Below are 12,482 nucleotides of genomic sequence, written 5' to 3'. Positions count from 1 at the left end.
GGCACGGGGTGGCGCTTAGCGCGGCGCCGCGCATCTGATCACGACGAATTGCCTGCTGCTTCGCCGGTGCCGCCAGGCTTCGCCGCTCGCGCACATGGCCCGCACAGTCCACTTAGCTCGATCACCTGACGATGCACCTCGAAGCCATGCGCCGGCGCGCTGTGCGACAGGCGGTCGGCGAGTTCGTCGCCGGGAATCTCGACGGTCGCGCCGCAGCCGTCGCACATCAGGAACTGGCTGCGATGCGGCACGCCGATTTCGCAGCAGGCGACGAACGCGTTCTTCGATTCGATCCGGTGCACGAAGCCGTGCGCGACGAGGAAGTCGAGCGCGCGATAGACGGTGGTCGGCGGCATGCGACCGCGCTCGGGCGCGAGCGCGTCGAGCAACTCGTACGCGCCGACCGGCCGCTCGCTCGCGACGATCGCCGCGTACACCTGGCGGCGCAGCGGCGTCAGCGCGAGCCCCTGCGCCGCGGCGTGCGCGTCCGCATGCGCGAGCCGCATGGCGTGCTGTTCGGCGAGCGAGGTGGTCATCGGCGTGAATCTCCTGACATGGCGGCCCCCGAGCGGGCTGCAAGGTCGAAATGATATAACGTAGCGCGATTTTTTGTCAGCGGCGCGAATCTTCGCACGGCGGCACGCAGCGAACGCGTCGTGGCGACCCATGGCGCAATGGGCTTGCTCCTGCCGCGCTGCACCATCGAAATTCGTCCGCGTGCCTTGACATGATCCGGTCCGTATCCGATCATTCGATCACTAGCCGAGCAATTGATCGCGCGATGGGCGTTCGCTCACCGCGCGCCAAAATGTAAAAACGAACCGGAGACAGGCAGTGGCACGATTGCAGGACAAAGTCGCCATTCTGACGGGCGCGGCCAGCGGTATCGGTGAAGCGGTGGCCCTGCGCTATCTCGACGAGGGTGCGCGCTGCGTGCTGGTCGACGTGAAGCCGACCGACAGCCTCGGCGGCGCGCTGCGCGGCATCTACGGCGAGCGCGTGTTGAGCGTCAGCGCCGACGTCCGGCGCCGCGAGGACATCGAGCGCATCGTCACGAGCACGCTCGGCTGCTTCGGCCAGATCGACATCCTGTTCAACAATGCGGCGCTGTTCGACATGCGCCCGCTCCTCGACGAATCCTGGGACGTGTTCGACCGCCTGTTCGCGGTCAACGTGAAGGGCATGTTCTTCCTGATGCAGGCGGTCGCGCGGCAGATGGTCGAGCAGGGCCGCGGCGGCAAGATCATCAATATGTCGTCGCAGGCCGGGCGGCGCGGCGAGGCGCTCGTGTCGCACTACTGCGCGACCAAGGCGGCGGTGTTGAGCTATACGCAGTCCGCGGCGCTCGCGCTCGCGCCGCATAAGATCAATGTGAACGGCATCGCGCCGGGCGTCGTTGACACGCCGATGTGGAACGAGGTCGATGCGCTGTTCGCGCGCTACGAAAACCGGCCGCTCGGCGAGAAGAAGCGCCTCGTCGGCGAGGCCGTGCCGCTCGGCCGCATGGGCGTGCCCGACGACCTGACCGGCGCCGCGCTGTTCCTCGCGTCGGCCGATGCCGACTACATCACCGCGCAGACGCTGAACGTCGACGGCGGCAACTGGATGAGCTGAATAAAGAGCAGGGAGCGGGCACGTTGACTGCTCCGAGCGGCGCGTCATTCCGTCAAACGAACGCAGCATCATATAACGTACGAAAAAGGAGACAACGATGAAATCAGCTTTCAAATTTGCGCTGAAGGCGGCCGGTGCCGGCGCGGCCACCTGCTTCGCGCTGAGCGCATCGGCGGCGACGGTGACGATCGCGACGCTGAACAATCCGGACATGATCGAGTTGAAGAAGCTGTCGCCCGCGTTCGAAAAAGCGAATCCGGACATCAAGCTGAACTGGGTGATCCTCGAGGAAAACGTGCTGCGTCAGCGCGCGACGACCGACATCACGACCGGCAGCGGCCAGTTCGACGTAATGACGATCGGCGCGTATGAAACCCCGCAATGGGGCAAGCGCGGCTGGCTCGCGCCGATCACCAACCTGCCGGCGAGCTATGACCTCAACGACGTCGTGAAGACGGCCCGCGACGGCCTGTCCGCGAACGGCCAGCTGTACGCGCTGCCGTTCTACGTCGAAAGCTCGATGACCTATTACCGCAAGGATCTGTTCGACAAGGCCGGTCTGAAGATGCCCGACCAGCCGACCTACGACCAGATCGCCCAATTCGCCGACAAGCTCACCGACAAGTCCAAGGAGCAATACGGCATTTGCCTGCGCGGCAAGGCGGGCTGGGGCGAGAACATGGCGTACGGCACGACGGTCGTGAACACCTTCGGCGGCCGCTGGTTCGACGAGAAGTGGGACGCGCAGCTGACGTCGCCGGAATGGAAGAAGGCGATGACGTTCTACGTCGATCTGCTGAAGAAGGACGGCCCTCCGGGAGCAAGCTCGAACGGTTTCAACGAAAACCTGACGCTGATGTCCTCGGGCAAGTGCGCGATGTGGATCGACGCGACGGTCGCGGCCGGCATGCTCTACAACAAGCAGCAGTCGCAGATCGCCGACAAGGTCGGCTTCGCCGCGGCGCCCGTCGCGGTCACGCCGAAGGGCTCGCACTGGCTGTGGGCGTGGGCGCTCGCGATTCCGAAGTCGTCGAAGCAGCAAGATGCGGCGAAGAAGTTCATCGAGTGGGCGACCTCGAAGGAGTACATTGAACAGGTCGCGAAGGACGAAGGCTGGGCCTCGGTGCCGCCGGGCACGCGCCAGTCCACTTACGCGCGCCCCGAGTACAAGCAGGCCGCGCCGTTCGGCGACTTCGTGCTGAAGGCGATCCAGACCGCCGACCCGGATCATCCGACCTTGAAGCCGGTCCCGTACACGGGTGTGCAGTTCGTCGGAATTCCCGAATTCCAGTCGTTCGGCACGGTTGTCGGGCAGAGCATCTCCGGCGCGATCGCTGGTCAGATGACGGTCGACCAGGCACTCGCGGCCGGCAACGCGGCCGCGAATCGCGCGGTCAAGCAGGCGGGTTATCAGAAGTAACCCGGCAGGCCCGCCGCATCGACCGATGCGGCTCATGCAGCAGGGCGGCCGTTCGTCTGCGCCCGATGCGATGCGGCGCGTGTCGTGCGCCATTCAGGCACGGCACGCCGCGTCGCACATACGCGGCTCCGGCGAACGCTCCGCGCATTACCGAACAGGTGGTCCATCATGCGTCCTTTGCGCCTACCTCTGATGCAAACCCATCCCCAGACAGAAAAAGAACGCGAGCAGCGTAAGGCCAGTTCGGCCCGCTGGCTCGTGGCGCCGTCGGTCGGCGTGCTCGTGCTGTGGATGGTCATTCCGCTCGCGATGACGATCTGGTTCTCGTTCTCGCACTACAACCTGCTCAATCCCGATCTGCGCGGCTTCGCCGGCTTCGACAACTACCGCTATCTCGCGACCGATCCGTCGTTCGGCCCGTCGATCGCACATACGATCGAGCTGATCGTATGGGTGCTCGTGATCACCGTGGGCGGCGGCGTGCTGATGGCGATCCTGTTCGACCGCAAGTTCTACGGGCAGGGGGTGGCCCGCCTGCTCGCGATCGGCCCGTTCTTCGTGATGCCGACGGTCAGCGCGCTGATCTGGAAGAACATGATCCTGCACCCGGTGTACGGCCTCGTCGCGCAGGGCATGCGGGCGCTCGGCATGCAGCCGATCGACTGGTTCGCCGACTATCCGCTCACCGCGGTCATCATGATCGTCGCGTGGCAGTGGCTGCCGTTCGCGTTCCTGATCCTGTTCACGTCGATCCAGTCGCTCGACCAGGAGCAGAAGGAAGCCGCGAAGATCGACGGCGCCGGTCCGTTCTCGATGTTCTTCTACATCACGCTGCCGCACCTGCGACGTGCGATCGCGGTCGTCGTGATGATGGAGACGATTTTCCTGCTGTCGATCTTCGCCGAGATCTATACGACCACGGGCGGCGGTCCGGGCAACGCGACCACCACCCTGTCGTACCTGATCTTCGCGCTGGGCCTGCAACAGTTCGACGTCGGTCTCGCCTCGGCGGGCGGTATCCTCGCGGTCGTGCTGGCCAATATCGTGTCGATCTTCCTCGTGCGGATGCTCGCGAAGAACCTGAAAGGGGAGTACGAAAAATGAGCCACGTTGCCTCCACTACGGCATCGACGACGCAGCCGGTCGCGGTGCCGACCAAATCGCCGTTCGACACGATTCGTCGCGGCATTCCCGGCGTGATCGCGTGGCTCGTCGCGCTGCTGCTGTTCTTCCCGATCTTCTGGATGACGATCACCGCGTTCAAGACCGAGCAGCAGGCCTATGCGTCGTCGCTGTTTTTCGTGCCGACGCTCGACAGCTTCCGCGAGGTGTTCGCGCGCAGCAACTACTTCGCGTTCGCGTGGAACTCGATACTGATCTCGGTTGGCGTCACACTGCTGTGCCTGATCCTCGCGGTGCCGTGCGCGTACGCGATGGCGTTCTTCCCGACGCGCCGCACGCAGAAAGTGCTGCTGTGGATGCTGTCGACGAAGATGATGCCGTCGGTCGGTGTGCTGGTGCCGATCTATCTGCTGTGGAAAAACAGCGGCCTTCTGGATACCGTGTCGGGCCTGATCATCGTCTACACGCTGATCAATCTGCCGATCGCGGTCTGGATGGCGTTCACGTACTTCGCCGAGATTCCGCGCGACATTCTCGAAGCCGGGCGCATCGACGGCGCGGCGACGTGGCAGGAGATCGTCTATCTCCTGATGCCGATGGCGCTGCCCGGGCTCGCATCGACCGCGCTGTTGCTCGTGATCCTGTCGTGGAACGAGGCGTTCTGGAGCATCAACCTGTCGAGCTCGAACGCGGCGCCGCTGACCGTGTTCATCGCGTCGTATTCGAGTCCCGAAGGTTTGTTCTGGGCCAAGTTGTCGGCCGCTTCGTTGCTGGCGGTCGCGCCGATCCTGATCGTCGGCTGGCTGTCGCAGAAGCAGTTGGTGCGCGGGCTCACGTTCGGGGCCGTCAAATGACGGCTGGCCCGGGCATCGTGCGCTATGCGTTGATCTGCGATTGCGACGGCGTGCTGATCGACAGCGAAGCGGTGGCCGCGCGCATGCTGGTGCGTGAACTCGAGGCGCGCTGGCCCGGCATCGACGTCGAGCCGGTCGTGCTGCCGCTGCTCGGGCTGCGCATCGAGCGCGTGTTGCAGGACACCGCGACTCAGCTCGGCAAACAGCTCGGCGCCGACGATATCGATGCGATCCGCCGCGCGGTCGAAGCTGCGGCGATCGAGGCGCCCGCGGTCGACGGTATCGAGATGGCGCTGACCCAGGTGCCGCTCGTCAAAGGCTGCGCGAGCAATAGCTTCCGGCCGTACGTCGAGACGGTGCTGGCGCGCACGGGCCTGAAGCGTTTTTTCGGCGAGCGGCTGTTCTGCGCCGACGCGGTGCCGAATCCGAAGCCCGCGCCGGACGTGTATCTGGCGGCGGCGCAAGGCTTCGGGCTGGCGCCCGGCGCGTGCCTCGTCGTCGAGGACAGCGTGACCGGCGTTACGGCGGCGGCCACGGCGGGCATGGCGGTGCTGGGGTTTATCGGCGGCGGTCATGCGAGCGATGCGCAGATCGATCGCCTGCACGCGGCGGGCGCGCGTCATGTGTTCGACGACATGCGGCAGTTGCCCGACCTCGTTGCGCAATGGACACTGTCCGCAACGGCCGCGGCGCCATGAGCGCGCGAATGCACGCGACACGACACGGCATCTGGTAGCAGCACGAAGTAACGAGCAGCATCGAACAGCATTACACGGAGACACATCATGGCAAGCGTAACCTTGCGCAACATCAGAAAGGCCTACGACGAAAACGAAGTGATGCGCGACATCAATCTCGACATCGCCGATGGCGAGTTCGTCGTGTTCGTCGGGCCGAGCGGTTGCGGCAAATCGACCCTGATGCGGATGATCGCGGGCCTGGAGGACATCACGGGCGGCGATCTGAACATCGACGCCGTGCGCATGAACGACGTGCCGCCGGCCAAGCGCGGCATCGCGATGGTGTTCCAGTCGTACGCGCTGTATCCGCACATGACGCTGTACGACAACATGGCGTTCGGCCTGAAGCTCGCCGGCGCGAAGAAACCGGAGATCGACTCAGCCGTGCGCAACGCGGCGAAGATCCTGCACATCGACCATCTGCTCGATCGCAAGCCGAAGCAACTGTCGGGCGGCCAGCGTCAGCGCGTCGCGATCGGCCGCGCGATCACGCGCAAGCCGAAAGTGTTTCTGTTCGACGAGCCGCTGTCGAATCTCGACGCCGCGCTGCGCGTGAAGATGCGCCTCGAGTTCGCGCGCCTGCACGACGAGTTGAAGACGACGATGATCTACGTGACGCACGATCAGGTCGAGGCGATGACTTTGGCCGACAAGATCGTCGTGTTGTCGGCGGGCAATCTGGAGCAGGTCGGCAGTCCGACGATGCTGTATCACGCGCCGGCGAACCGCTTCGTGGCCGGCTTCATCGGCTCGCCGAAAATGAACTTCATGGAAGGCGTCGTGCAGTCGGTGTCGCACGACGGCGTCACGGTGCGTTACGAGACCGGCGAGACGCAGCGCGTATCGGTCGAGCCGGGCGCGGCCAAGCAGGGCGACAAGGTGACGGTCGGCATCCGCCCCGAGCATCTGCACGTCAGCACGACCGAGGACGGGATCGAGGCACGCACGATGACGGTCGAATCGCTCGGCGATGCCGCGTATCTGTACGCGGAGTCGAGCGTGGCGCCGGACGGATTGATCGCGCGGATTCCGCCGCTCGAACGGCATGCGAAGGGCAACGTGCAGAAGCTCGGCGGGACGCCCGAGCATTGCCATCTGTTCGACAGCGAAGGCAAGGCGTTCCAGCGCAAGATCGTCGAGGTGCTGGCGGCTTGATCGCGCGATGACGCATTGCATAAACAGGCGGCGCACGCAAGGCGCTGTCCCTGGAGGGCGTTAGGCGCTTTGCATTGCAAGGTGAAATGAAAGAACGGAAAATCTACCGGACGGCGGGGAGTCGTCCGGTGCGAGGAAGCGCGGGCTCCGCCTCAGTGGTCTGCTTCCACGCCGTCGGATCGCACTGGTAGCCAAATTCCTCCTCGAAGGCTGAGTCAAGGTTTCCAGCAGGGTCGCTCTTGAACCGGTCTATGTCGGCCACCGTCGCGTTAATCATGTCCGGCGTGCATCCGCTTGTGCAAGCCCGTGTGCCAGCGTGGTCTATTTAGTGCCGGACATATACTTTCGACCATCAAAAAAGTAACGCTTACGAACACTCTCCTCAGCAGTTCCAGAGATGACGGCAATGCCAACAAAACCGCCGCGTGACTTCCCAGCAATCGACACACTATAGCCACCAGTTGAAAGCATCAGTGAAGGATTGCCTGTTGACGGCTTTTCCACTAGCCAAATAGGTCCTAGCGCCGCTCCCCATCCACAAGCCTCACTAGTTGTGACAAACCACGTAGATACCAAACTATCCGACGACAGTGGAATTTTTTTCCTTGCACCTTGCAATTCAGCGACCCGTAAGGTCTAAAGGAGATGTCTGATTCGATGGTCGAGCGAATCACCTGTGGGATTGGCCCAAGGTCTTGGCTCTCCACAGATGCAAGTGGCTCTGAACCGTATGCAAAACAGGCTGCGCAGACCGTCACCAAGATCAACAATATTGCTTTCATGTCGACCCTCAGTCTGCTACGTTAGAACAAATGTTTATTCAAGATAAGACTAAGCCCGTCGGCGCCGGCATCTTTTCGATGAAAAAGGGGATCACACGCAGTCAAATTTCAACGGCGCTCGTCGCAAAAATTGACGGTTTTTGTTATCGGCCTAACTTCCTTGCCATCATCACTAAGATAAAAAATTCTTTCCCGACACTCTTCCTCAGAGATTGCACTTCGATCAATATGATATTGCGCGACCAACATCTTGCTATTGGGTTGACTAACGAGACTGGTTACATAATTTCGTCCATCAGAAGTTTTCTGAGAGCGCCTCTCATCATTCGAAAACATATCGAGCGCGTTTGATTCCGATCCGCTTACCAAGTTCGAAAGCGTATAGTATCTACAACTCCCACCACAACTATGAGTCCCGATATAATATTTACCAGCAAAATTTATCTCAATCGGGGAGACCATTTTTCCCCAATCATCACGCCACTCACCATCCACTTTTTTATAGTAATTCGGAATCTTTAGAGTGCCATGATACACATCAACGGAATAGTCCGAAAAATTCGGCAGCGTCCTGTTGTCGGCTGCGTGAACAAAGGCGAATTCACTGACAAAAAAACCATCAAGGCTCGAAATATAGCTTTCATTTTTGCCTCACTTAATCAAATCATCGAGGCCACCGATCGGCACAGCCAAATCACTCTTTCCAGCCAGCTCGTCTTTCAGATATTCTGTAAATTTGGCATTTACTGTATCCATTCCCACGCCACCTTGCCCATATTGATCACCCGGCAAACTCGCCCATTCGAGATTGCAGTGGTCCGCAAATATTGCTTTCTTTACATCACCGTTTTTGATGTCACTAAGTGCATGACGCTTATGCCTCAAAAGAATAACGCAATATCTATCCTGGGAAATCGGTGAAAAATCGTTAATTTCATATTGCTTTCGGTACGCGACATAGGTTGGGTCGTCCCAGTTATATCCCATAACCTGATAGGCGCCTGCGGCACTGGAGCTATAGGATTTACCTGTCTTTTTATTCGCTTTGGTAATCACAATCCGGGGATGATCATCGAAGTCTTTCCCGTAATCTCTGATAAACGATTGCCCGCCGAATAGGCGCTCATAACCGGTAGGCGTTTGTGTTCCCTCTCCGACCGGAATCATCCTCAAAAACGCACGGATCCTCGCCTCTTCAAGCGTCAGACGGCCTCGAATTGCCCCCATGAAGTTGCTAATCAGAGCAATCGGATTGATGTGATAGATATCAGATCCGGGGAAGCCTGGGACTTTAGCCGCCACCTCATCCCACCACACGAGCTTATCGATCCGCTTCTGCTCTTCCTGGTGCTGCGGCTTGGGCCCCGTCTGCTTCTCCAGCTCGGCGATCAGCTGCTTCCATTTTCCCGGTTTCGCCCACTCGCTCTCGTGCTTGACGATCAGCCGGGACGCCGCTTGCATCAGCCACGGATACCCACCACGCTCAATCTGTGACAGCGTGCATAGCTCATCAGCTGCCTGCTTCCCATCGCCTTTCCTGAACAGGGCGTCGTACACCTTGAGCATCAACGGACTGAGATTCGAACGCGAAGCGAGGTCGGCAACATTGGCGCCGCTCGCATAATCGACCCACTGCTGGGTGGTCGCAAAAATCGTATGCGCCGGATCATGGGCGTCTGACAGGCACTCGAAGTCGATCCACTTCTGCGAGAGTTCCAGCGTCACCCGGCCGCTCGCGTGGTTGAAGTCGCACACCCAGCCGTCGATCGGTTGACCTTGTGCACTCACGCCGTCGACGTGCCACCAGTTCACCGGGTAACCCGGGTCGGGATGGGGATGCGGCTCGGGGATCCGTCGATTCGGGTTACGCGCCAGTTCGGCGAGCGAATACACCTGAACGGCGTCCGTCTTTCTCGACTGCAGGTTAGCACCCGGGACAAACTGATTGTCCCGAGTACGTTGATACAGCACCGTGCCCGGTGCGATCCGCAGGATCGTCGGCTCGGACGACAGGCCCAGTGCCGCCCAGTCCTCCTTGTGCGGACCGTGCCGGTTGACCCATGCGCGCCCCTGTTCGAGGAACGACCGGATGCTGTCGTCGCAGAACACCTCGATGTGCGCCATCCGCGTTCCGGACGTGCCTTGATTCAGCGAGTCGTAGCGGCCGAGGTGACCGATCAGGTCTCCCGCCTTGACGGAAATACCGCCGCCTGTTCCCTGCGGATCGCCGGGGCTGCACGTCTGGTTCATTGCGACCACTATCCGGTCGAAGGTTGAATCCGGGAGGCTCTCTTTCGCGACCGGGCCGCCATTCTGCGCGCCCAGGTAGATCCAGCCGGAAGTGGCTACAGAGGGCGCGACATAGCCGCCCGTCTCGGGCGGATAGAGCGTTGCCCCGTTCAGATCCGTTAGCTGGCCCCACGGTGCGCCGTGCACCGTCGCTGTCTTGCCGACGGTCACGCTCACGCCCTGCGGCAGGATGCCAAGCACTGCGCCGTTAGGCGTCTTGCGCACATGCAAACCAACCTGCAAGGGGTCCACAGTTTGTCCAGCGCGCGGCGACGGTCTGTCCTGGGCGTACTGTGTAACCCGCCACCGCCGCGACCAGTACGCCGGTTTCTGCCGCTTCGGGAAATGGCTGTCGTAGTCGGCGTTCGACATAAGGTGCATGTACAGGCTGTAGAACGTCAGCTTCGAGCCGCGCGGAAACTCCATCTCGTGCCGCACGAGGGCAAAGCCCGTACTGTAAGGGGCTCGAAGCGGTACGTTACTGCCGTCCACGCTCACTTCGCTGATCGGATAGTCGCTGTCGGCGCGATAGGTGACCAGCACGCCGTCCGCAATGCATCGCAATCCGGCGTCAAGGTCCAACGCCTGCCCCGCGCCTGCGTCCGTGACATGTATCCCACCGTTCCATATACCCTTGCGGCTCACAAGGTACGAACCGGACGGCTCGTTCAAGGCCAGCAGCCGGTAAATCTCGTGCTCGTCGGTGAATCGGGCTGGTGCCCCCGCATTGCCTTGCGCCTTGTGCAGGAAGGGAAAGGCAAATGCCGGTTGCTTGAGGCCGGGCGGTGGTGGCGTTTGCGGGTTATGCGGTACCGACTTGCTCGTCATGGATTCGGTGCACTCCGTATAGATGAGGTCGCACCACCTTATGACGGATCTGCCGGTGGCCCGTGTCGATTACGACGATGCACAAGGGCTCGTGACCGGGGCGCACTCGATACCCGGCAATCCGTACGATGGCCATGCACTGGCCGAGGCGCTGGAGCAGGCGGCGATCCTGAACGACGTGAAGCCGGAAGTGGCCGTTGTTGATCGCAGCTACAAGGGCGTCGCCGTCAATGGCGTGAAGATTTATCACCCGGGACTGCGACGTGGAAGCACGCGGGGTTTGCGCGCGATGATCCAAAGGTGAAGCGAGATCGAGCCGACCATCGGTCACATGAAGGCGGACGGCAAGCTCGATCGGAACTGGCTCAAAGGTGCGCTCGGCGACGCGATGCACGCAGTGTGCGTGCGGCGCCGGCCATAACGTGCGGATGATTCTGACGAAGCTGAGGCTCTTCTGCGCCATTGTTCTGATCGCTTTGCTCAACCGCCCAATCGCTGTGGCATTTCAACCGTGAGGCAAGGGCCGACCAAAGCGAATTATTCAGAACTGACTAGGTAATCGCGCCGGACAGATTAAAACAGGCGGCCACCTTTTTATGCCTTGCGTCGAAAGAGTCATGCGTTTGACGGGCGCGCACTACAGACCGTCAGGCGAAAGGTGCTTTCGGGCATTTGACGCGATAGAGCGCGACCGGCACGCTACCGCAGCTCACGCCTCCAACGCCGCCCGCGCACACAACTCATCGGTAACGAGCCCCGACAACCACCCCCCCTTGAGCACCGCGATCAGCGCCTCGCGCTTGCGCAGCCCGCCCGCGAAGCCGATGGTCGGCCGCCGTGGCGGCGTGTCGAGCGCGATGCTCGTCACGCGTCGGCCGGTCGGCGATTCGACGTGCGCGCCGGCCGCATCGATTGGCAGGCCGAGCATTTCGGCGACCGCGCCGTTGTGCATCAACTCGTTCACCTCGCCTTCCGTGATGAAGCCGTCCTCGTGCAACGGACAGGTCATGCCGATGTTGCCGATGCCGACGAACGCGACATCGGCCTGCGCGGACAGCGACTCGACGATCCGATAGAGACGGTGATTGCACCACTGCGCGCGCTCGGCCTCGCTGTCGGCAAGCAGCGGCGCGGGCAGCAGAAAATGCTTGCCGCCGGTCTTTTCGGAAATGTGCAGCGCGACGTCGTAACGGTTCGAGGAGCCGTCCTGCGCGATCGCGCCGACCATCGATACCAGCCGATGCTGCGGACGGTCTAGCTGCGCGATCTGATCGACCGCGGCCTTCAGCGTGCGGCCGCTGCTGACCGCGACGACCATCGGCTTTTCCTCGCTCAGATAGCGCTCCATCACCTGCGCGCCGGCTACCGCGAGCTTACGGTCGACTTCCTCGGAGGTATCGCCGTCGATCGGCACGATCTCGCATAGGCTGAGGCCATAGCGCTTCGACAGCTGATCGGCGAGCGACAGGCAATCAGCGAGCTTGTGATCGACCCGCACGCGGATCAGGTTCTTTTCGACCGCGAACGCGACGAGCCGCTGCGCGACCGGCCGCGATACCTGCAGCTTCTCGGCGATTTCGTTCTGGGTATTGCCCGCGACGTAATAAAGCCACGCGGCGCGCGTGGCGAGATCGAGTTTTTCTGTGGACCTGGGCACGATGAGTTTTCGGTTGAAGTG

Annotated in this window: 10 protein-coding genes and 1 pseudogene; 7 read left to right on the top strand and 4 right to left on the bottom strand. The window is 61.6% G+C overall.

Annotation, left to right across the window (positions count from 1 at the left end):
- Nucleotides 1–38: 38 nt before the first annotated feature.
- A complete protein-coding gene (locus tag HDG39_RS13785; protein WP_184006441.1) occupies nucleotides 39–536 on the bottom strand; it encodes a Fur family transcriptional regulator in 498 nt (165 codons plus the stop codon).
- A gap of 298 nt (nucleotides 537–834) precedes the next feature.
- Here HDG39_RS13785 and HDG39_RS13780 point away from each other — a divergent pair, with 298 nt between their 5' ends.
- The 6 genes from HDG39_RS13780 to HDG39_RS13755 all read left to right on the top strand — a co-directional run bounded on the left by HDG39_RS13780 (nucleotide 835) and on the right by HDG39_RS13755 (nucleotide 6,905).
- Nucleotides 835–1,614 (top strand): L-iditol 2-dehydrogenase, encoded by a 780-nt coding sequence (locus tag HDG39_RS13780; RefSeq protein ID WP_184006440.1) that lies wholly within the window; start codon nucleotides 835–837, stop codon nucleotides 1,612–1,614.
- A gap of 97 nt (nucleotides 1,615–1,711) precedes the next feature.
- On the top strand, nucleotides 1,712–3,034 hold the full coding sequence (locus tag HDG39_RS13775; RefSeq protein WP_184006439.1) for an ABC transporter substrate-binding protein: 1,323 nt from the start codon (nucleotides 1,712–1,714) through the stop codon (nucleotides 3,032–3,034).
- Between the two features lie 168 nt (nucleotides 3,035–3,202).
- Nucleotides 3,203–4,138: a carbohydrate ABC transporter permease gene (locus HDG39_RS13770; RefSeq protein WP_184006438.1), complete on the top strand. Its 936-nt coding sequence runs from the start codon at nucleotides 3,203–3,205 to the stop codon at nucleotides 4,136–4,138.
- On the top strand, nucleotides 4,135–5,010 hold the full coding sequence (locus HDG39_RS13765) for a carbohydrate ABC transporter permease (RefSeq protein ID WP_184006437.1): 876 nt from the start codon (nucleotides 4,135–4,137) through the stop codon (nucleotides 5,008–5,010). Before HDG39_RS13770 ends, HDG39_RS13765 begins: the two co-directional genes overlap by 4 nt.
- Nucleotides 5,007–5,708 (top strand): HAD family hydrolase, encoded by a 702-nt coding sequence (locus tag HDG39_RS13760; RefSeq protein ID WP_184006436.1) that lies wholly within the window; start codon nucleotides 5,007–5,009, stop codon nucleotides 5,706–5,708. Before HDG39_RS13765 ends, HDG39_RS13760 begins: the two co-directional genes overlap by 4 nt.
- 87 nt (nucleotides 5,709–5,795) lie before the next feature.
- On the top strand, nucleotides 5,796–6,905 hold the full coding sequence (locus HDG39_RS13755; RefSeq protein WP_184006435.1) for an ABC transporter ATP-binding protein: 1,110 nt from the start codon (nucleotides 5,796–5,798) through the stop codon (nucleotides 6,903–6,905).
- A 321-nt stretch (nucleotides 6,906–7,226) separates the two neighbouring features.
- Here HDG39_RS13755 and HDG39_RS13745 read toward each other — a convergent pair whose 3' ends face one another.
- Both HDG39_RS13745 and HDG39_RS13740 read right to left on the bottom strand, forming a co-directional pair.
- Nucleotides 7,227–7,409, bottom strand: a complete 183-nt coding sequence (locus HDG39_RS13745) for a hypothetical protein (RefSeq protein WP_184006433.1) — start codon at nucleotides 7,407–7,409, stop codon at nucleotides 7,227–7,229.
- A 929-nt stretch (nucleotides 7,410–8,338) separates the two neighbouring features.
- A complete protein-coding gene (locus tag HDG39_RS13740) occupies nucleotides 8,339–10,804 on the bottom strand; it encodes a glycoside hydrolase family 24 protein (protein ID WP_184006432.1) in 2,466 nt (821 codons plus the stop codon).
- Between the two features lie 82 nt (nucleotides 10,805–10,886).
- Here HDG39_RS13740 and HDG39_RS13735 point away from each other — a divergent pair.
- A pseudogene (locus HDG39_RS13735) lies at nucleotides 10,887–11,319 on the top strand (IS5/IS1182 family transposase); the annotation flags it as partial.
- 194 nt (nucleotides 11,320–11,513) lie between these two features.
- Here the strand turns inward: HDG39_RS13735 and HDG39_RS13730 are convergent.
- Nucleotides 11,514–12,461, bottom strand: coding sequence for a sugar-binding transcriptional regulator (locus HDG39_RS13730; protein WP_184006431.1), 948 nt, complete (start codon nucleotides 12,459–12,461; stop codon nucleotides 11,514–11,516).
- Nucleotides 12,462–12,482 lie beyond the last annotated feature (21 nt).

It is taken from the genome of Paraburkholderia lebeckiae, assembly GCF_014201005.1.
Lineage (GTDB): Bacteria > Pseudomonadota > Gammaproteobacteria > Burkholderiales > Burkholderiaceae > Paraburkholderia > Paraburkholderia tuberum.
The sequence above is the reverse complement of the archived record's forward strand: the minus strand, read 5'-3'. Positions and strand labels throughout refer to the sequence as shown.